The organism is Povalibacter sp., from assembly GCF_036520495.1.
Classification (GTDB): Bacteria; Pseudomonadota; Gammaproteobacteria; order Steroidobacterales; family Steroidobacteraceae; genus Steroidobacter.
Genome location: NZ_DATDJO010000019.1, coordinates 1 through 18,715 on the forward strand (window position 1 = coordinate 1; position 18,715 = coordinate 18,715).

Annotated in this window: 18 protein-coding genes and 2 pseudogenes; 14 read left to right on the forward strand and 6 right to left on the reverse strand. The window is 59.6% G+C overall.

Going from position 1 to position 18,715, the window contains the following annotated elements; translation table 11 throughout:
• The 5 genes from VIZ63_RS06815 to VIZ63_RS06835 form a co-directional block, all read left to right on the forward strand.
• The coding region (locus VIZ63_RS06815) for a CoA transferase (RefSeq protein ID WP_331608787.1) at positions 1-214 on the forward strand (214 nt) is incomplete at its 5' end.
• A 6-nt stretch (positions 215-220) separates the two neighbouring features.
• Positions 221-850 carry an isochorismatase family protein gene (locus VIZ63_RS06820; protein ID WP_331608788.1) on the forward strand — a complete coding sequence of 210 codons (630 nt, stop codon included), beginning with the start codon at positions 221-223 and terminating at the stop codon, positions 848-850.
• The gene (locus VIZ63_RS06825; RefSeq protein WP_331608789.1) at positions 847-1,107 is read left to right on the forward strand and encodes a hypothetical protein; all 261 of its coding nucleotides are present in this window, start codon (positions 847-849) and stop codon (positions 1,105-1,107) included. The genes VIZ63_RS06820 and VIZ63_RS06825 overlap by 4 nt, the downstream gene beginning before the upstream one ends.
• Positions 1,083-1,301 (forward strand): twin-arginine translocase TatA/TatE family subunit, encoded by a 219-nt coding sequence (gene tatA, locus VIZ63_RS06830; RefSeq protein WP_331608790.1) that lies wholly within the window; start codon positions 1,083-1,085, stop codon positions 1,299-1,301. The genes VIZ63_RS06825 and tatA overlap by 25 nt, the downstream gene beginning before the upstream one ends.
• Positions 1,302-1,574: 273 nt before the next feature.
• Positions 1,575-2,351: a GntR family transcriptional regulator gene (locus VIZ63_RS06835; protein ID WP_331608791.1), complete on the forward strand. Its 777-nt coding sequence runs from the start codon at positions 1,575-1,577 to the stop codon at positions 2,349-2,351.
• 415 nt (positions 2,352-2,766) lie between these two features.
• Here VIZ63_RS06835 and VIZ63_RS25600 read toward each other — a convergent pair.
• A pseudogene (locus VIZ63_RS25600) lies at positions 2,767-2,929 on the reverse strand (transposase); the annotation flags it as partial.
• Between the two features lie 121 nt (positions 2,930-3,050).
• Between VIZ63_RS25600 and VIZ63_RS06845 the strand changes: the two are divergent.
• Both VIZ63_RS06845 and VIZ63_RS06850 read left to right on the forward strand, forming a co-directional pair.
• Positions 3,051-3,260 carry an addiction module protein gene (locus VIZ63_RS06845; RefSeq protein WP_331608792.1) on the forward strand — a complete coding sequence of 70 codons (210 nt, stop codon included), beginning with the start codon at positions 3,051-3,053 and terminating at the stop codon, positions 3,258-3,260.
• Between the two features lie 418 nt (positions 3,261-3,678).
• Positions 3,679-4,071 (forward strand): EthD family reductase, encoded by a 393-nt coding sequence (locus VIZ63_RS06850; protein ID WP_331608793.1) that lies wholly within the window; start codon positions 3,679-3,681, stop codon positions 4,069-4,071.
• 58 nt (positions 4,072-4,129) lie between these two features.
• Here VIZ63_RS06850 and VIZ63_RS06855 read toward each other — a convergent pair whose 3' ends face one another.
• Together VIZ63_RS06855 and VIZ63_RS06860 are read right to left on the reverse strand one after the other, a co-directional pair.
• Complete coding sequence (locus VIZ63_RS06855) at positions 4,130-5,101, reverse strand: SDR family NAD(P)-dependent oxidoreductase (protein WP_349261142.1); 972 nt, start codon at positions 5,099-5,101, stop codon at positions 4,130-4,132.
• Between the two features lie 105 nt (positions 5,102-5,206).
• Positions 5,207-5,761 (reverse strand): annotated as a pseudogene (locus VIZ63_RS06860) (zinc-binding dehydrogenase); the annotation flags it as partial.
• Between the two features lie 43 nt (positions 5,762-5,804).
• Here VIZ63_RS06860 and VIZ63_RS06865 point away from each other — a divergent pair.
• The 6 genes from VIZ63_RS06865 (at position 5,805) to VIZ63_RS06890 (ending at position 12,451) form a co-directional block, all read left to right on the forward strand.
• The gene (locus VIZ63_RS06865) at positions 5,805-6,305 is read left to right on the forward strand and encodes a hypothetical protein (protein ID WP_414703777.1); all 501 of its coding nucleotides are present in this window, start codon (positions 5,805-5,807) and stop codon (positions 6,303-6,305) included.
• 89 nt (positions 6,306-6,394) lie between these two features.
• Positions 6,395-6,982, forward strand: a complete 588-nt coding sequence (locus VIZ63_RS06870; protein WP_331608797.1) for an NAD(P)H-dependent oxidoreductase — start codon at positions 6,395-6,397, stop codon at positions 6,980-6,982.
• A gap of 238 nt (positions 6,983-7,220) precedes the next feature.
• Positions 7,221-8,024, forward strand: coding sequence for an N-formylglutamate amidohydrolase (locus VIZ63_RS06875; RefSeq protein ID WP_331608798.1), 804 nt, complete (start codon positions 7,221-7,223; stop codon positions 8,022-8,024).
• Between the two features lie 109 nt (positions 8,025-8,133).
• Complete coding sequence (locus VIZ63_RS06880; protein WP_331608799.1) at positions 8,134-8,940, forward strand: transglutaminase family protein; 807 nt, start codon at positions 8,134-8,136, stop codon at positions 8,938-8,940.
• 786 nt (positions 8,941-9,726) lie between these two features.
• On the forward strand, positions 9,727-10,788 hold the full coding sequence (locus VIZ63_RS06885; RefSeq protein WP_331608800.1) for a lipase secretion chaperone: 1,062 nt from the start codon (positions 9,727-9,729) through the stop codon (positions 10,786-10,788).
• A 910-nt stretch (positions 10,789-11,698) separates the two neighbouring features.
• Positions 11,699-12,451 (forward strand): FKBP-type peptidyl-prolyl cis-trans isomerase, encoded by a 753-nt coding sequence (locus tag VIZ63_RS06890; protein WP_331608801.1) that lies wholly within the window; start codon positions 11,699-11,701, stop codon positions 12,449-12,451.
• Positions 12,452-12,655: 204 nt separating this feature from the next.
• On the opposite strand, the gene VIZ63_RS06895 is transcribed toward VIZ63_RS06890, so the two are convergent.
• On the reverse strand, positions 12,656-13,573 hold the full coding sequence (locus VIZ63_RS06895) for a LysR family transcriptional regulator (protein ID WP_331608802.1): 918 nt from the start codon (positions 13,571-13,573) through the stop codon (positions 12,656-12,658).
• Between the two features lie 88 nt (positions 13,574-13,661).
• Here VIZ63_RS06895 and VIZ63_RS06900 point away from each other — a divergent pair, with 88 nt between their 5' ends.
• On the forward strand, positions 13,662-14,462 hold the full coding sequence (locus tag VIZ63_RS06900; RefSeq protein ID WP_331608803.1) for an NAD(P)H-dependent oxidoreductase: 801 nt from the start codon (positions 13,662-13,664) through the stop codon (positions 14,460-14,462).
• A gap of 455 nt (positions 14,463-14,917) precedes the next feature.
• On the opposite strand, the gene VIZ63_RS06905 is transcribed toward VIZ63_RS06900, so the two are convergent.
• Positions 14,918-16,216 carry a glycoside hydrolase family 130 protein gene (locus VIZ63_RS06905; RefSeq protein WP_331608804.1) on the reverse strand — a complete coding sequence of 433 codons (1,299 nt, stop codon included), beginning with the start codon at positions 16,214-16,216 and terminating at the stop codon, positions 14,918-14,920.
• Between the two features lie 38 nt (positions 16,217-16,254).
• Positions 16,255-18,540 carry a glycosyltransferase family 4 protein gene (locus VIZ63_RS06910; RefSeq protein WP_331608805.1) on the reverse strand — a complete coding sequence of 762 codons (2,286 nt, stop codon included), beginning with the start codon at positions 18,538-18,540 and terminating at the stop codon, positions 16,255-16,257.
• Between the last annotated feature and the right edge of the window lie 175 nt (positions 18,541-18,715).

Here is an 18,715-nt window from a genome sequence, read left to right on the forward strand (position 1 = left end):
GCATTTCCAGGCGCGCGAAGCCATCCGCGATGTCGAGCATCCGGATTTTGGCACGTTGAAGATGCAGAACGTGGCGCCGAAGCTGTCGGAAACGCCGGGCGGCATCCGCTCGCCGAGCCCGCAGCTGGGCGAACACAACGACGAAGTGTTCAAGCAGTTGCTGGGAATGACCGCCGAACGCTTCGCGCAGTTGCAAGCGCAGAAAGTCATCTGACCGCGTATGACTGAGCAGCACACCACAACGGACGCAGGCTTCGGCGGCAGGCTGCGTCCAGGTACGCGGCCTGCATTGCTGGTCATCGATTTTGTGCGGGCATATCTGACGCCGGGCTCACCGCTATATGCAGGCGTGGAGTCGGCACATCAGGCCTGCGTCGAGCTGCTGCAGGCGGCACGCAAGGCGCACATCCCCATCATCCATACCAACGTCGGCTATCAGCCGGGTGGCCGCGACGGCGGCGTGTTCTTTCGCAAGCTGCCGGCACTGGCCTGCTTCGAGCAGGGCAGGCATCCGGATCTGGCGGCCTTCGGGCCGGGCCTGGAGCCCGCGGAGGGTGAAACGCTGATCACGAAGCAGTACGCGAGCGCCTTCTTCGGCACCTCGCTCGCCTCGACCTTGACGGCGTTGCGGGTCGATACCTTGCTGATTGCGGGCGTGTCGACCAGCGGCTGCGTGCGCGCCACCACGGTCGACGCCTGTCAGCACGGCTTCATTCCCTTGGTGGTCCGCGACGCCGTCGGCGATCGCACGGCGGCAGTCCACGACGCCAATCTGTTCGATCTGCAGGCGAAGTACGCCGAAGTGCTGTCGCTGCCGCAGATTGTCGAGTACTTGGAAGGCCGTTCATGAGCGGCCGGAAGATGCGGCGCAAGGTGACTGACAATGTGTGGTCGACCGATGCGGTGCGCAAACTTCGGGAACTAGCGGAGGCCGGCGCGGCGACGGAGGTGATCGCTGCGCACCTGGGCCGCACGCCTTCGGCCATTCGCAACAAGGCCGGTCTGCACGGAATCTCGCTGCGCAAGCGTGAGGTGCAAGCTACGACCGGCATGATGAACTACCCACGCAACGAGGAGATGTCATGGGAATCGGCTTCCGAGAACTGATCATCATCCTGCTGATCGCGCTGGTGCTGTTCGGCGCCAAGCGATTGCGCAGCATCGGCTCCGACCTGGGCGGCGCGATGCGCGGCTTCCGACAGGCCGTCGCCAGCGACGAGGATGAGACCGACGACGCGCGGCTTGCGGCAGACGCAGGCAAGCAGACGGCGGACGCCAGACAGAAGCAGAAGTCCGCCTAGGATCGAATATCAATCGGGCCAGTCCGCAAGTGCTGGTCACGACCGGCAGACGGGCGCCGTGCCTGAGGCATTTCTCCTCGCCGGAGGATATAGCCGGTGTCTGTTCCTTCACCCGGCACGCGAACGTCGACACCGGATTCCTTGCTTATCGTCGCCAGCACCAGGACCTAGTGGCGGGCAGGCGTTCAGCAGGAGGCGAGGCTGCAGCCACTGCACGGATTCGTGTGCGATAGCGAGACCGGGCTGCGGTCAAATTGTGTAGAGGGCGGGTATATGGCTGGTGCGTCGGAACGGGTGTATGTCGCGGTTCGCGATCGAATCGTGCGTGGCATCTATCCCAGCGCTTCGCGAATCACTGAGAAGGCGCTAACGGATTTGACCGGGGTCAGCCGTACTCCAGTTCGCGAGGCTTTGCGACGGCTTCAGGCCGAGGGGTTCGTCAAGGTTGTCGCAAACCACAGTGCAATCGTTACTGAGTGGACCGAAGAGGACACGAATAATGTGTTCGATCTGCGCGCATTGCTGGAGCCATACGGTGCTGCTCAAGCAGCCTTGAGCATTCCGCCTGCAGGGATAGACAAGCTTCGAACGCTCGCTGAAGACCAGTACATGGAAAGTGAAGTTCGCGCTGACGGATTCATCGCGCGAATCTGGGAAATCAACTCAGTCTTTCATCAATTGTTGCATGGCTTTTCTGGCAATCCCCGCCTTAATGCGATGTTGAGCGTACTGCTGGAGGCACCTATGGTGTTGAGAGCATTACCTGCCTACGAACCGACGGAGCTACTACGGGCCGCGTCCCATCATTTTGAGATCGTGTGCGCGTTGCAGGCGCGGGATTCCGAATGGGCCGCAGCGATTATGCGCAGTCATATCCACGCAGCTCGGAGCGGTTCGTCCAGGCCGGCTGCGCCGTTGAGTTGCCCTTCATCGCTTCAATCGACTGTGCGTGACGCGGAAGGAAAAGTGGGCGTCATCGTGCGGTCGCAGAGTGAGAAACGGGGGAGGCCGAGCCAAATAGCGATGGGGAAGAAATCTGCGCCCGTTTAACGCGCTGGGTAACCTCGGAGTAGGCGTGTCTTCACTTTGGGGGTGAGCGGAAGAATTCGGCGCGCGTCAGATTGATCGATTTTTGTTCAGAGGAACACAAGAGGGCCTGCCTGGTGTTACCTCGACCGGCATTGAGGCAACGGGGGCGGAATGAAGAGCGATGGATGCTCAGCGGAAGCAGTCGGTGCTCGGTGCTTTGCTTGCTGAAAGACGGGTTCACTGCCGTCGAGACTACTGTCTAAGCTGCCCCTTGCGAGTTCGTACGCTACGCGTGATCATCGCTTTGCGCTCGGATCGCCGATGCGGCCGAGCGCGCCGGCTAAAAAATCGATCTCCAGTGCCTGCTGGCCGATCTTGGCATGCAGTTCCTTGATGTCCGGCTGCGCAGTTTTCTCCGCACTTGCGCCGAACGCCTCCATCGCTCGCTCGAGCAGCTGCGTCTTCCATTGCGTCACCTGCGTCGGGTGAACGTTAAAGCGCTCGGCGATCTCGATCACCGTCTGCTGGCCCTTGATCGCTTCCACGGCTACTTTGGCTTTGAACGCCGGTAAATGATTGCGTCTGGGTCTCTTGCTCATTGATGCTCCTGAATTCCGGCGATATCTTCGCCGACAAGAGCAGAGCCGTCACTTAGCCGGCTGTATAAAAAGCGGGACCACCTCTCTTGGAGAAAACCCCCTCCAGGCATATGCTCAGTCCATGAACGCCAACCTTCGAAACTTGCCGCTGGATGAGCGAATCCGCTTGGTCGAAGACCTGTGGGACAGCATTGCTGCAGACCAAAGCCTGTTGCCGCTTACGCCTGAGCAGCGAGCCGAGCTGGATCGTCGATTGGACGCATACGAATCCGACGGAGACGCAGGTCGTCCTGCTGAAGACGTGATTGCGGATATAAGAAAGAGGCTATGAAGCGCACCGTCCGGCTCAGGGAGGAGGCGGACCGAGATCTGGCGGCAGCTGCTTCATGGTACGAGCAGTAGCGCGAAGGTCTCGGGCACGAGTTCTTGGATGAAGCGCTTTCTGCGTTCCGACTCGTTTCTGAGAACCCATTGACCTACCCGGTGATTCATCGCAATACACGTCGCGCATTGATGACCCGTTTTCCCTTCGGGATCTACTTCCGGGTCGAACAGTCCCAAATCGTGGTCGTGGCAGTAGTTCATGGAAGCCGTCATCCTCAACGCTGGCAAGGGCGCACATAACAAGCGTTTGCACGCGTTCAAAGCAACGCGCGCGTGAAACGAAGCGTTAGTTCGCACTAGAAGCAATGCTCCTTCACGCTGCTCAATAGTCATTCACCAGCAATCCAACACATCCGGAGTGCGTCATGGACCGTAGAACCTCACTTATCGCGGCTCTCACACTGGCCGTGGGCGCGGCAACAGCCGCGGAGAACACGAGCGCTCAATCGGCTGGCGGAATCAAAGTTACCGTTCTTTATGGGCATCCCAAAAATCCAGAGGACTTCGAAGAGTACTACTTTGGAACTCACATGCCACTTGTTGTCACAGCCAAAGGTGGAAAGAGAACAGAGACCTCAAAATGTCCACCTGCGGCTGACGGATCGCCGGCTCCGTACTACCGGATCTTTGAGATATGGTTTGATAGCCAGGCAGATATGTCCGCGATTACTGCTACGCCCGAGTGGAAGAAGGTTGTGGCCGATGTCCCAAACTTTGCAACTGGTGGCGTCACGCGGGTCGTGTCGAAGCTGGATTGATGCGGTATCGGCAGCAGCAGATCGTCGGCGTGCGCATGCGCGTCGAAGTGCGGACGGGCTAGGCTTGCGAGGATGCTGGTAGCGCTATTGCCGATCCTTGTGGCAGGTGCGTCTCTCCTGCAATCAACTCCAAAGACCGTTGCCACAAGCGTTCGGCATTGTCTGGATCGACGGCATAACCTGCAGAGCCCGTAAAGTCCTCTGGTCGCCTCGTGACTTGCTGCGCTTCGTTGCAGTCCTCGAAGTAGCGGCCGCCGATGCGATTCAGAAGCGGTGAAGCCGCCAACAGCACCGACGTCGACGCGCCTTGCGCCGGCGTCTTGCGCCTTTCGGCGGGCGTCTTCAATCCGCCGGTATGCTTCTGGAGTCCCGTGGCAATGGCGCCCGGATGAAGCGCATTCGAAAAAATGCCCTCGCTCGCCCAATGCTGCGTAATGCCGACCGCGAGAAGCGCGCTGGCGCTCTTCGACTGGCCATACGCGCCGAAGGGCGTGTATGGAATGAAATCGAAGTTCAGGTCGTCGAAGACGACCGGAGAGAACAGATGACCACTGGAGCTGAGGGAGACGACTCGAGCCCCATTGGCAGAGCGCAAAGCTCCGTGCAGCCCGATGGTAAGCGCGAAATGGCCCAAGTAGTTGGTGCCAAACTGCATCTCAAGCCCCTGTGGCGTTCTTTGCAGCTGTGGCAGCGCCATGATCCCTGCGTTGTTGACCAGGATGTGCAGCGGGCCCTGCCATGCAGCAACGAATGCACTGATGGATCGAAGATCCGAGAGGTCTAGTGGTCTGACGTCGATAGCGTGATTGCCGGTCGATTGACGAAGGTCGACAGCGATCGTTTGAGCCGCGGCGGGACGACGTACGGCAAGAGTTATGGCAGCGCCGGCGGACGCCAGAGCGCGCGCGGTCTCGAGTCCTATGCCTGCTGCGCCGCCAGTGACAATGGCTCGCTTGCCATTGAGGTTCACGCCCGCAATGACTTCGGCCGCGGTCGAGTGAAAGCCGAATGCAGTGGTGATACGCGTCATGACACTTCCTCGCTCATATGCGGGGCATCGTCGGTTCATCGCGGCTGTCGATCTCGTGGCTCGACAGCGTAGTCATCGTCCGGCGACCCGATGCGGAGATCGAATCTATTCTTGAGCGTTGATGGTGATCACTACCTTGCCCGAGGTCGTTGCGCTCCCTGCCAGGGCGCAGTGGGCATCGTTCGCAGTATCGAGTGTGTAAGTCTGACTATTGATTCTCGGCTTGAGTTGACCAGAGTCGGCAAGGCGCGTCGCCTCACGGAGAATTTCCCCATGATGTTCGCGTCCGACGCCGGTCAGCAGCGGCAGCAAGGTGAATACACCAGAATAAGTGCCGCCCTTGAACGATAGCGGAGCCAGGGCATGAGTGCCCCAGCCCAAGGCACTGACGACGTGGCCGAACCTCTTGACGGCCTGGGACGATGCATCGAGCACGCGTCCGCCAACCGCGTCGTAAACGATGTCGAAGCCTTCGCCAAGCGTGTGCTCTGCGACGTAGCCGTCTACGGACTTGGCTCTGTAGTCGATAGGAACGGCTCCAAGACTTGCGACGTACCCAGCGTTTGCGGCGCTCGCGGTTGCGAATGTCTTTGCGCCAAATGCGGCCGCGATCTGAATCGCCATGTGTCCTACCCCGCCAGCGCCGCCGTGTATCAGCACAGTGTGCTATGTCCTTGATGGCAGCTACAAGCATCTGGTCGCAATGCTGCATCAGCGCAGGACGACGGTTCGCGTGAGCGAGAGTGGAGAGACCATTCCCATGCGGACACCGGATCAGATTACTGTTGCCGGGGCATTGCAGCGAGGGTCGGTTGTGTCTGCTCATTTCCGCGGCGGATTGTCCCGTGCAACCAATTACCAACTTGAGATCAATGGGACGCAGGGAGACTCGCTCGCGACTGGGTCTCTTGGGTATCCAGGCGTGGGTGAAACGATATTGAAGGGAGGTGAGGGCGCGGATGCCACGCTTCATCAACTGGTCGTACCCGACGCGTATCGTACCCATCCGTCGCTCGAGGGACCGGCGGAGAATGTTCTGCAGCAGTACGCGGCGATCGCCGCGGATCTCAACAAAGGGACAGCGGACGCGCCGTCCTTTGCAGACGCTTTGCACCTGCACCGGTTGATCCATTCGATTGAGCGGGCGTCTTCAACTGGCGTACGACAGGAACTTCACGATCGATCAGATCACAAGAATATGTGATTGTTCGGCTCGGCACGTGCCCATAGTTTCGCTTCGCAATATTGTGATTCGTTGTGACTGGTCAAATCAACGATACAGCGAGGGTTATCATGTTGAAAGTCGGCCTCATCATCGGAAGCACTCGTCCGAATCGCTTCGCCGACGTCCCCGCGTTGTGGTTGCTGCAAGGCGCGCACGTCCGCAAGGACTTCGACCTCGAGGTTCTGGATCTTCGCGCAGCCGAACTGCCGTTCTTCGAAGAGCCGCAAAGCCCCTCGGTCACTCAGGGGGTGTACACGCATCCGAAAGCCGAAGCCTGGCGCCATCGCATCGGGCAGTGCGATGCATTCGTGGCGACCGTCGCTGAATACAATCATGGTCCTACTGCCGTCCTCAAAAACGCCTTTGATAGCGCCTACCTGGAGTGGAATCGAAAGCCGATTGCTTTCGTGGGCTACGGTGGCGTCGGCGCGGCGCGGGCGATCGAGCATTTGCGTGGTATCGCCATCGAGTTGCAGATGGCCCCTATCAAGCATGAGGTCAACATCGGCATCGAGCCGTTTCTGGGTGTTCTGACACGGGGGAAATCGCTAGATGATTATGAATTCCTTGTGAGTTCACGCACAGCGCTTTACGACCATCTCGTATGGTGGGCGAACGCGCTGCGCGCTGCTCGGGCAGAACGGCTAGCGGCTTGAGCAAACCGATTCGATCAGCATCCGCGCGGCGGCCATCCGGCGCTTCGGTAAGCAGTTCAGGCGCACAAGGCGCATGCTGGGTCGCGTCACCCATCGGCGCGCTCCCGATTTATCCCATGCACGCGCCGCAAGCTTCTGTATCTAATACCTATGTGCCCTCCCGCGACGTCCGCATTCATCGGTGGGTGCAGCGGCAGCGACGTGTGATTCTGCGCAGCGCTGCCCGTTACGTGCCAGCATGAGCACTGCGCGCCGCGAGACGGCCAGCCGCAAAGCACGCCTGCACCTGCTGGATGCCGACGAACCGTCACCGGTGACGATCGAGCGGCCGGCGGCGATGTCCGATTTCGTACTGACCTGCGATCACGCGAGCCCACGCATCCCGAAAGTGCTGGGTACGCTGGGACTGTCGCACACAGAGCTGTCCAGTCACATTGCCTGGGACATCGGTGCCGCCCGCGTTGCCCAACTGCTGAGCGAAAGGCTCGAGGCCACACTTACCATGCAGAACTACTCGCGTTTGGTGATCGACTGCAATCGGCTGCCGGCGGCTGTGGATTCAATTCCTGGTCGCAGCGAATGGGTCGACATTGCGGGCAATGAGCATCTCGATGCGGCTGCGATCGAGGTGCGCCGCGCGGAAATCTTCACGCCGTATCATGACGCGTTGCATGCGCTTCTCGAGCAACGTAAGCGCGATGGTAGAAAGACGCTGCTGCTTGCAGTGCACAGTTTCACGCCGACCTATCTCAACGTGTCGCGCCCCTGGAGCGTCGGCCTGATGTATCGAAAAGATGCGCGGCTGGCGCAAGCCTTGCTGCCGTTGTTGCGCAAGGACAAGCGCATGGAAGTCGGCGACAACCAGCCCTACGGCATCGCAGACGTTGACTACGGTCTGCCGGTCTACGGCGAATCGCGAGGATTGCCGCATGTAGGTCTCGAGATTCGCAACGACCTGATCGCCGACGAAGCCGGTCAGAAGACCTGGGCCGGACGACTGGCAAGTCTGCTCAAGCAGGCGTCGGACCTCATTAGCGGCTGACGCGTATCGCTCGCTCAGTGCCGCGCGTACCCGCGTGGCATTGACCACACTGGCCAACGCAACGTGGCGTGCCTTCCTTTCCTTTCCTTCCAGCCTGAGGGCACCCGCAATGCAGATTCGCGCCGGTTACGAACTGATCTACGACTTTCCTCAACCAACGCCAATGATATTGACGTTGAACATTCACTACAGCCGGGCGTCCGATCTGGTTCGGCCGGATCACCTGATCACTAGCCCATCGACTCCTGCGGTGTCCTATCGCGACGGATTCGGCAACTGGTGTACGCGATTGGTGGCGCCGCAAGGGCGGCTGCGGCTCACTGCCGATGCCATCGTGAACGACTCAGGTCGCTCTGACGTCATCGCACCGAACGCATGGCAGTACGACGTGCAGAACCTGCCCGAGGAAACGCTGGTCTATCTGCTCGGCAGCCGTTACTGCGAAACCGATGAACTCTCCGAAATCGCCTGGAAGCTTTTCACCGGCACACCGCTGGGCTGGGCGCGGGTGCAGGCAATCTGCGACTTCGTGCATGGCCATCTGACGTTCGGTTACGAACACGCCAGAGCAACCAAGACGGCGCTGCAGGCATACACCGATCGAAACGGGGTATGCCGGGACTATGCCCATCTCGCCATTGCGTTCTGCCGCTGCATGAACATTCCGGCGCGCTACTGCACGGGCTACCTCGGCGACATAGGCCTGCCGCCGCCCTACGCGCCAATGGACTTCGCCGGATGGTTTGAAGCCTATCTCGGCGGTACCTGGTACACGTTCGATGCTCGCAACAATCAGCCGCGCATCGGCCGCATTCTGATCGCCCGTGGACGTGATGCCGCGGATGTCGCTATCAGCACCGCATTCGGGGTCAACGTCCTGCAGAGTTTTCGGGTATGGACGGATCAGGTGGCCTGAACGGCTGACGACAAACCCTGAGGCGATTGAGCGGGGCCTCTCGAGGCTTCATTGGCTTCGGTCGTCGTTAAAGCGAAAGCCGGGAGGCGGCAGCCCGGCGCCGATCCGCTCAGGCGCGCGCTGTCGACGCCGTTGTCGCGGATAAGCGCGCGAAAGATGATTCGTTTGCACACCGAATGTACCGAGCAAAGCCATGCGAGTGATCTCGGGCGAGGCTGACTCCCATTACGGCACTGAGACGCCAGCAGAGGACTCGTTCGAGAACATCCAGTGCGCACTGCCTCACGAATCTTGACTCCCTTCGTCTGAAAAGCTTGGCGACAGAGCGGCTCTGTCTGGTCAGAGCGCGGACGGTGCTCACGATGACTGCGGGCAACGCGTCCGCATGGACCAGGGGTGAATCAAGAAGTATCTAGCGTAGAAATCGGAAGCGTAATGTCATTAATTATTTGAAAAATAAAGAAAAATTCAATCAAGATCTAGTCGATCAACTAGCTCGTGTCGCTATTTTTCTTCCAGTCAATGAGCACTCATGCCTCGGTCCTGCCCGACGCCTGTCGCACTGCACAAGACTGAAGTGACATGCAGGCACGGTGATTCCCCCGAATGGCACATTACGCAATCGTTGTGCTATATCCGGCGCTGGATAACGGTGCAAGCAGATGAGGGGGAACCATGAACAGGCATGCTCAAGTCATCTCGCTGCATCGCCATTCACTGGCCATCCACCGGGATTCATCGAGTCAGGCACTGACTCTGGCGCGGATCTGACGGCGCATTAATTCGATGCCAACAAGAGCTGCATTGGTTTCCAGTCTTGCGGCGGCGGCCGTGATCGGTGGCCTGGCCTATTGGTTGTTGTCCGGGGACGAATCCGCAACGCGGATGCCGATCGCCAGTGCGGATACTCAAGACACAAACACCAACACCATTGCATCCACGTGGCAGTGGCAGAACTTCACCAGCACCAAACCAGCAACTGGCGCTGGTGAAAATCCGGAAGCGGACCAGCCTCGTCCAGCCGGTGTGGTGCCTTCCAACGCAGTGGGAATCTACGGAATTCTTCAGAGCATCAAGCTCGATGAAAACGGCCGCGTGGTGCCGGATCAAACGCTGAAGGAAGCACTGGAGGAGGGATTCGCCGCCTTGGGGCCCAATCTCAGTCCAGCGGCCATGTCAGAGCTACAGAAGTTGATTCGCACTGGCTTGCCTGGCCCGGCGGGAGACGAAGCTGCTCGAATCCTTGAAGACTATTACCGATTTCGCCTGGCAGAGATGGAGTTCAACGAGCAACCGGTAAACCAGCTACCCGCCGACCACTACGAAAAATTGGTGGAGCTGCGACGCAATTACCTCGGCTCGGAAATCTCCGACCAATTGTTCGCGGTCGAAGATGCGAACGGGCGCCACATGTTTGCCTCCATCGCGATTCAGACGAACGCCAATTTAACGGATGAAGAGAAACAGGCTCAGCAAAGCGCCTTACAAGAGAAGTTGAACGATCGCCTGCTGGCCCAGGGGCTGCTGGAGCCTGAAGAGGCTGCCGCAGAAAAAGTGCAACGCCTGCGTGCGCAGGGTGCCTCAAGCACCGAGATTTACTCCGCGCGCAACGCAATTCTGGGCGCGGAAGGTGCGCGCGAGTTGGCCGCGGACGACCGTGAAGAAGCGAAATGGCAAAGCCGCTTCAACGGATTCTGGCAGGCGCGCCAATACGTGATGCAGGCAGGTCTGGATGCGGTCGAACGTGACCGCCAGATCGAGCAGTTGCTCGACCAGTATTTCAACCCCGAAGAACGAGCGCGCGCTCGGGTTACCAGTTCTGATTGGCAGGCGCGAGATCCGAAGTAGATCTGCGCGATCCGCATGTTGCGTGACCAGATCATCAAGGTGATGAGTTCGACACAAGGAGGTTCCACATTCGCTCAAGCCAACTAAAGCAGTCCTACATGCTGACAATCCAAGTTAGAACCGTTGGGGGATTAGTTGTGAACATTAAAGTACTTATTGCTAGCTCACTCCTGCTCGGCTGTCTGATGTCTGCAGGCGCATTTGCCCAGACTTGCAGCGTTTCCCGGCAAAGCGGAAGCGGTGCTGTTTTTTATGTGCCAAGCGGTAGTGACGGTAGATACAACCTCCTGGGGTGGGGTAACGGGACGGGCGGGGGTTCAACCACCTACCAAGGTTTGTTGACTGCCGCAGCTCAACGTTGCGTTCTGGTGGCCGCTGCGACCACCTCCAGTTCTGGAAGCGGTACAGACGTACGGGACGCTGTGAGTCAGGCGAGGAGCCGTTACGGCAACATCCTTAATTCAAATCTGAAAATCTGTACGTCCGGTCACTCACAAGGCGGCGGCGGTTCCTTTAACGCTGCAAATGCGATTGGCTCGGCAGTGTCATGTGTCATTGCGGTTCAGCCTGACACTGTTTACACGACCAGGATTCAGCGTCCTGTCGCTTCCAATGTTGACGTTACCTGCATCTTCAGTACTGGCGACGTGTTGGCCCCAGCGCTTCCCTACAACGCGCTGAACTGCAGAACCAACTCAACCATTTACAGGCAGGTGACGACTTCTGGCACTCACTTCGCACCAGTGTCTGGTACCGGTGGCCAGGTTGGTGCCGCAATGCGCACCCAGATTGACCGGCTGCTGCGGTAGTCGCTGATCGCCTGGTGCTTCATGAAGACCCCAGCCGTTCGCGGTTGGGGTTTTCTGTGCGTTGAAAAGTAAGCAAGGTTTTCCCGCCGGCAAACCACCACATGAAAAGAAACATGAGTGTTGTCGCCGTATTGGGGCTGACTGCGGCGTGCATGGGCGGCTGTAGTCGACAGCCTCAAGCCAAAGATGTAGCAGAAATGGAAGCAGTCGCTGAGGAAAGGCAACAGGATTTCAGGACTCTGGAAGACCGCTTCAGTTATGCCTATGGTGCCGAGCTGGCGGAGAAGTTCAGGGCAGAGGGCATCGAGTTGAATGTCGCTCTTATGGCGGCGGCGATGCAGGCCGTGTTCGATGGCGGCGAGAAGAAAATGTCTGCTGGAGAAGTGGCCGCGACGATGGAGGTCTACCGAGAGGTTCATTTAAAGAAGAAAGAGACAGAACGGGTGGTGGCAGCGGAAAAGAACACAAAAGAAGGTGAGGTCTTTCTAAGGGAAAATGCCAGGAAGGAAGGTGTGGTGGTCACCAGGAGCGGCTTGCAGTACAAGGTAATCACCAGGGGCAGCGGCGGGCGTAAACCGACCTTGGAAGATGACGTGAAGGTGCACTACCGGGGAAGACTTATCGATGGCTCCGAATTCGATAGCACTTACTCACGTAGTGAACCTTACAGCACCAATCCAAAAATGCTTATCGAAGGTTGGGCCGAAGCACTCCAGTTGATGACGGAAGGCTCCAAGTGGGAGTTGTATGTCCCTGCTGACCTGGCTTATGGAGACGAAGGATCACCGCCACATGTGGGGCCGAACGCTGTGTTGATTTTTGAAGTGGAGCTGCTCGAGATCGAGAAAAAATAGTCAGTACCATGGTGTTGCTTCACAACGTTCATGTGGCGGCCGGTATCTTCAAACCTGCCATGTAGATTGCGTCGATACGTAACGGCGCCGCTATCTCCATTGCGTGAATGGGCCGGCCTATCGACTCGTGTCGCGAGAGACTTGGACGGCGTTACTTCCGGCCGGACGCCTTCACGCTTGGCGCGGGGACGTGGTTAGCGCCTCTCATTGCGGCGACGCTTGCGAGACAAGCTCGATCTGCTCACGCAGCCACGCATGCGCTGGATCCGTATGCGAGCGATCGTGCCAGATCATGCCCATTTCATAAGACGGAATGCGCAAGGGTGGGGCGAGGATCTGCAGCCGATCAGCGCGGTTGTTGACCAAACGCGACGGAGCCACCGCAACCAGGTCGGTCTGCCCCACGACCTCGGGAACGAGCAGAAAATGCTGTGTGGAAAGCATCACTTCCCGTTTGCGCCCGCGGCTTTCCAGCATCGTATCGGTTACGCCCTTGAAGCCGCCGCCCTCCGGTGACACGACGATGTATTCGAGCTTCGTGAACGTATCGAGCGTCAGCTTGCGCTTGAGCGCCGGATGTTTCTTGCGAGCGATCAGCACGTAGTCTTCTTTGTAGAGCACCCGGCGATGCAGGTGGTCGGGCGCCGTGTCCATTGCGAGCAGGGCAAGATCGATCGCGCCGCTTTCCAGCTGCCGGTATATCTGCGCATGACCAGCGTGTCGGAGCGAGACGCGCATTCCAGGCGCCATGCGCCGTAGCGTCGTCAACAGTGGTAGCACGATCGCGTACTCGGCGTAATCCGCGGCTGCGATCTGCCAGGTGACCTGCGAGGTTTGCGGATCGAACGGCGCGCTCGGTGCGACGACGCGACGGATTTCATCCAGAGCCGAGCGCACCGCCGGGAGCAGCGCCTGGGCACGCGTCGTCGGCAGCATGCCGCCACGCCCCTGAGATGAAAGCAAAAGGGGATCGGAAAAGATTTCCCGCAGTTTACGCAGCTGGACGCTGACCGATGGTTGGCTCAGGTGCAGCCGCTGGGCGGCGCGGGTGACGCTGCGCTCCGTCAGCAGCGTTTCCAGCGTGACGAGCAGATTCAGGTCGATCTGGCTGAGATTGTCCATCGCTATATGGAGTATCCAGATTATTCATTTCTACTATAGCGGGGCGAACCTCATAGTGCGCGCATCGATTCTTCGAGCGCATCTCACCATGAGAGTATTGATCGTCTGTGCCCATCCGGAACCTCGTTCGTTGAACGGCGCACTGCGTGAGTTCGCCGTCGAGCGGCTACGGCGCGCCGGCCACGAGGTGACCGTATCGGATCTATATGCGATGAACTGGAGGGCGGCCGTCGATGGCGCCGACTTCCTGAATCATGAGCCTGGCCAGATTCTGAAAGTCGAAGCCGCGTCCAAGCGCGCTTATGAAGCTGATGCGCAATCCGCCGATATCGCCACGGAACAGCGCAAGCTGCTGTGGGCGGACGCGCTCCTGCTGCAGTTTCCGCTCTGGTGGTTCTCCATGCCGGCGATTCTCAAGGGCTGGATCGATCGCGTGTACGCCTGCGGGCTCGCGTACGGCGTCGGCGAGCACTCGGATCGCAGGTGGGGCGATCGTTACGGCGAAGGCATGTTCAAGGGCAAGCGCGCCATGTTGATCGTGACGACCGGAGGCTGGGCGTCACACTATTCGGAGCGGGGCATCAACGGACGAATGGAGGATCTGTTATTTCCGATCAACCACGGCATGCTCTATTACGCCGGCTTCGACGTGCTGCGGCCGTTCGTGATCTATCGTACGGGCAAGCTCGACGAGGGTCGCTATCGGCAGTCGCAGGCAGAGTTCGGCGCACGACTGGACACGTTGTGGACGACGAAGCCCATTCCATACCGCATGCAGAACGGCGGCGACTACCAGATCCCGTCGATGGAGCTGAAGCCGGAATTGAGTGCCGGACCACACGGGCTCGACATTCACCTCACGGAGAACTCCGGGGTTGATCATCAATGATCGCTCCACAGGAGTGGACGCGATTCTTGGATCATGACCGCGACACCAGGTATTCCGAAACACCGGAGTGCACAGCGATCCATTGATGGACTGGAGCGATCGTCTTCAGACACGTCATGGAAAAAAGAACTTACAAGGCGAAAAGGATGCGTGTCGCCTCTATGTCGCCTCCAGAAAAATATTCATGTGATCGGTCGACGTAGAGGAGGACGGCGATAGTCATCGGTGCGTCGCTTCTTTTGCTTGTCGCGGGGCGACGCGATCGTCCTCAACGTCCCAGATGGCGCAGATCGAATGCACCGACCTTGTAGCTACGAACCAGAAGTCGGGAGTTCGACAAATCGCGACCGCGATTTTAACGCCTGAGTGTCGCATTTCAGGAGCGATGCTCAGGCGGCCCCGAAGGGGCGCGCATGGAACGCGCGAGTCATCTCTCCGGGCGTTCCGCCGGCTCTCTATCCTCGCAGTCCTCGCAATAGCGTATCGATCCTGACGTTCGCAAAGCTGCAGAACGTATCCGAGACCGCATACGGCAGGATGATCTGCTCGTTGTGACGCATTGCACCGCAGGTGTAGACGACATTGGGGACGTAGCCTTCGCGTTCGGCGGGCTCGGGGCGGATCAGGGGTTCGCGCGAGCGTGCGATGACCTTCGACGGGTCGGTCTTGTCGAGCAGCACTGCGCCGATCGAATACTTGCGCACGGGGCCGACGCCGTGGGTCAGCAGCAACCAGCCTTCGTCGAGCTCGATGGGTGCGCCGCAATTGCCGATCTGCACGAACTCCCACGGGAACTGCGGCTTGAGGATCGCGACACCGCCGTTCCAGATGTGCAGATCGTCCGAATAGATCAGATAGAGATTCTCGTTGTCCTGCCGCGCGATCATGGCGAACTTGCCGCCGATCTTGCGCGGGAACAGGCCCATGCCTTTGTTCTGTGCCGCGGTGCCCTGCAGCGGTGACATGCGGAACGAAAGGAAGTCTGTGGTCTCGATCAGCTCGGATCTGATCTCGCGGCCGCTGTAGGCGGTGTAGGTCGCGTAGTAGCGCGTGTGATCGCCTGCGTCGAATTTAACGAAGCGCGCATCTTCAATGCCATTCGACTGGGACAGCGTGACAGGAAAAATCACGCGTTCACTGAGATCCTCGTCCGGTCCGAAGAGCAGTTCCACCTCATCGCCGTGCGGGCCGGATATGCGGTTCTCCACCTTGGGGATGGAGGCCAGCGGTGCGGTCGGGTCGAGAGTCACGAGCCCCTCGGCGCAGATGATTCCGGTCCGGAACGTCAGTGAAGAGATGTGTCCTTCGCCGACAGCGCGCACGCTCATGATGAAACGCTTCGAGTTCCGTGGCACGCCGGATTGATCCGGGTGATCGACAATGCTCGGATTGAACAACGCCGCCGCCTCGAACGAATACTCATGCAGGAAGTAGGCGCCGACCAACCGGCGTTGCGCCCTGGTGAAATTCGCATGTGAGGCGAACGCGTCTTCCATTTCGTCCGCCCGCGCTTCGCACGTCTCGATCAGCTTGCGATGACGACCCTGGAAGTTCTGCAGGACATCTGCCAGCAGCAGTTCAGCCGTAGCGGCATCGAGCGCCAGGACACGATCGACGATATTGTTCGCGCGGTTCTTGTCCGTCGCGTTGAGATCGCGCGGTTCGATCGCGGGCCTGAACGGGCGCACGACGACGCGAGCTGGATTGGGGCGCAGCGAGAGCGCCTGGCGGTTGAGAAACGTAGTTTGTGACAAGACACCCTCGATCCGACCGGGCGGATTTTGCAAAGTATTCAGACGCGCAGTATCCGTACCTGGGTCGGTTTCGTGCGATTGCCGCCGAGGTGCGCAAGATCGCGGATTTCTGCGAGGCCGAGCAGGTAAGAGACGGTGGACTCAGCGCCCTGGTTTTCATTGACGCGGTCGGGATGCAATCCATCGCGACAGCCGCCGGTTTCCAGATCGGCCAGTGGCGCCGCCAGATCGTTGCCGCCGAGAAACCACGCGAAGGCACGCTGCGCATCGGATTTCCATCTCGAGTCGCCGTCGGCGCGCCAGGCAGCGAGACAGGCAGAAATTGCGGCCGCTGCTTCGAGCGGTTGCTGATCGAACGACCGTGGCAGGCGGCGTTTATCGCCGAAGCTATCCGAACCTACGGGGCGGAAGTGCCCGGCGGCGGTGCGTTGCAATGCCATCAGCCAGCGCAATGATCGCAACCCGGCTGCTACGTACGCCGGGACGCTGGCCGAAAGGCCGGTCGCGATCAGAGCCTGTGGCAGGCGCGCATTGTCGTAAGCAAGGCCATCCTCGAACCAGACCCACTCCTTCGTCTCTGCCGAAGCGAGGCTGGACATCAGTCTGTCCGCCAGGAGCCGGCGCAGCGACGCGGCGCGCGAGTCCTTTGGAGCGGCAATGCAGTAAGCATCAAGTCCAAGCAGCGTGAAGGCCCACGCGCGCGGCGAGCGAAAGTCTTCCGCAATGGACGACGCTTCGGCGAACAGCGCGGTTGCCCATCGGCGTCGTCTCGCGCTCGTATCGTTGCGCGAACACACGCCAAGGGCCCAGAGCGTCCGGCCGTTGCTGTCCTCCGAGCCGCTGTCTTCGAGCCAGCGACGCTCGAAGCTCATGAAGTTGCGAAACCGCCGGGTGTCGGGGTTCCACGCGTGCTGTACGAACGCCGCGACGCGTGTCGTCAATATTTCTGGCATGCGATGGTCGCCGCAATTGCTGAGGGCGCAAGCCACCAGCAGTGCGCGGGCGTTGTCATCGACGCAATAGCCGTGCGAGCGATCGGGAACCGAGTGGATCGCGTGCTGGAACAGGCCGGTGTCGTCGCACATGGAAAGGAAATGGCCCAGTTGCATCTGCGGAAGCGGCGGGCTCTCCGTTGGCGCTGAGTCATCGCCCTGCGAGGCGATCATCTTGAGTCGCTGCGTACGTCGTACTTTCTCGAAAATGCTCAGATACCGTTCGGCGGTTCGCTCCCAGGTCATCGAGCGGCTGTTCGAATAGGCATCCCGGCGCATGGCGTCTCGTCGGGCGCTGTCTGTGAGCAGGTGTGCAATCTCGGCGCCGATGGCTGTCGCATCACCGAAGGGCACCAGTACACCGCGTCCATCGGCGAGTAGTTCGCGCGCATGCCAGTAGGGCGTGGAAACGACGGCTTTTCCCAGTCCGAAACTGTACGCCAGCGTGCCCGACGTCATCTGTGCCTCGTTGAGGTAGGGTGTGACGTAGACATCGCACATCGAGATGAAATCGAGCAGCGTGCGTTGGTCGACGAATCGATCGAGGAAAACCACCTGATCGTCGAGCCCCAGGGCGTGCACGCGGGCCATCAGGCGCTCGCGGTAGGCCTCGCCTTCGCAGCGCACCAGGTTGGGATGGGTCGCGCCGAGCACGACGTACACCGCATCGGGCCGACTCTGCAGGATCGACGGCATGGCGTCGATCATGACTTCGATGCCCTTGTTGGGAGACAGCAGTCCAAACGTGAGGATGACGGATTTTCCGCCGAAGCCCAGTCGTGCCTTGGCCTCATCGGGTTCGAGGAATGCGGAGTCGGGGATTCCGTGCGGAACGACTTCGATTCTTTCTGCGGGTACGCTGTAGACGTCGCGCAGCAATTCCCGCGCCTTCTCTGCCATGACAACGATTTTCGCTGAGACTTCGACGAGCCGTTTCATGACGGCCCGCTGGGCTGGTTTCGGTTCGGCGAGAACGGTGTGCAGCGTCGTGACGATCGGCATGGTCAATCGCGAGAGCAGTGCCAGCAGGTGACTGCCTGCTTCGCCGCCGAAGATGCCGAACTCGTGCTGCAAGCAGACGGCGTCGAACTGACCTGCGTTCAGGAAGTCCGCGGCGTTCTCGTATTCCGCCGGATTCTGATCATTGATCTGCAGTTGCACGACGGGAGGGTAGTCGTAGACCTGACCGTGGTCGGTCATCGCGACGATAGCGACTTCGATCTCCCTGCGCGCGTCGGCGACGGCGTGGTGCAGATCGGTTGTGAAAGTGGCGATGCCGCAGCGACGGGGCAGCGAATTGCCTATGAATGCCAAACGACTGAGTGCGGTCACGTTGCACCTCCTTAAGGGTAGTGCCACGCGAGAGCGCGGCCGGATGTGAACTTGATGCCGCCCTGTCTCAGGCTTGACTCACGTACTCGTGAAATCTCCAGTCACCATTGGCAATACTGCTGTCTTCCGCAGCGTAGTGATACGAGGTGCCTGCACGTGCTGATGCACGTGCAGG

Bases quoted from the DNA above. Each gene is read 5' to 3' on its own strand.
- VIZ63_RS06885 (WP_331608800.1), top strand. From the start codon at position 9,727: ATGCCAACAAGAGCTGCATTGGTTTCCAGTCTTGCGGCGGCGGCCGTG.
- tatA (WP_331608790.1), top strand. From the start codon at position 1,083: ATGGGAATCGGCTTCCGAGAACTGATCATCATCCTGCTGATCGCGCTG.
- VIZ63_RS06870 (WP_331608797.1), top strand. From the start codon at position 6,395: ATGTTGAAAGTCGGCCTCATCATCGGAAGCACTCGTCCGAATCGCTTC.
- VIZ63_RS06825 (WP_331608789.1), top strand. From the start codon at position 847: ATGAGCGGCCGGAAGATGCGGCGCAAGGTGACTGACAATGTGTGGTCG.
- VIZ63_RS06845 (WP_331608792.1), top strand. From the start codon at position 3,051: ATGAACGCCAACCTTCGAAACTTGCCGCTGGATGAGCGAATCCGCTTG.
- VIZ63_RS06880 (WP_331608799.1), top strand. From the start codon at position 8,134: ATGCAGATTCGCGCCGGTTACGAACTGATCTACGACTTTCCTCAACCA.
- VIZ63_RS06850 (WP_331608793.1), top strand. From the start codon at position 3,679: ATGGACCGTAGAACCTCACTTATCGCGGCTCTCACACTGGCCGTGGGC.
- VIZ63_RS06835 (WP_331608791.1), top strand. From the start codon at position 1,575: ATGGCTGGTGCGTCGGAACGGGTGTATGTCGCGGTTCGCGATCGAATC.
- VIZ63_RS06875 (WP_331608798.1), top strand. From the start codon at position 7,221: ATGAGCACTGCGCGCCGCGAGACGGCCAGCCGCAAAGCACGCCTGCAC.
- VIZ63_RS06865 (WP_414703777.1), top strand. From the start codon at position 5,805: ATGCTGCATCAGCGCAGGACGACGGTTCGCGTGAGCGAGAGTGGAGAG.
- VIZ63_RS06890 (WP_331608801.1), top strand. From the start codon at position 11,699: ATGAAAAGAAACATGAGTGTTGTCGCCGTATTGGGGCTGACTGCGGCG.
- VIZ63_RS06855 (WP_349261142.1), bottom strand. From the start codon at position 5,101: ATGACGCGTATCACCACTGCATTCGGCTTTCACTCGACCGCGGCCGAA.
- VIZ63_RS06820 (WP_331608788.1), top strand. From the start codon at position 221: ATGACTGAGCAGCACACCACAACGGACGCAGGCTTCGGCGGCAGGCTG.
- VIZ63_RS06900 (WP_331608803.1), top strand. From the start codon at position 13,662: ATGAGAGTATTGATCGTCTGTGCCCATCCGGAACCTCGTTCGTTGAAC.
- VIZ63_RS06895 (WP_331608802.1), bottom strand. From the start codon at position 13,573: ATGGACAATCTCAGCCAGATCGACCTGAATCTGCTCGTCACGCTGGAA.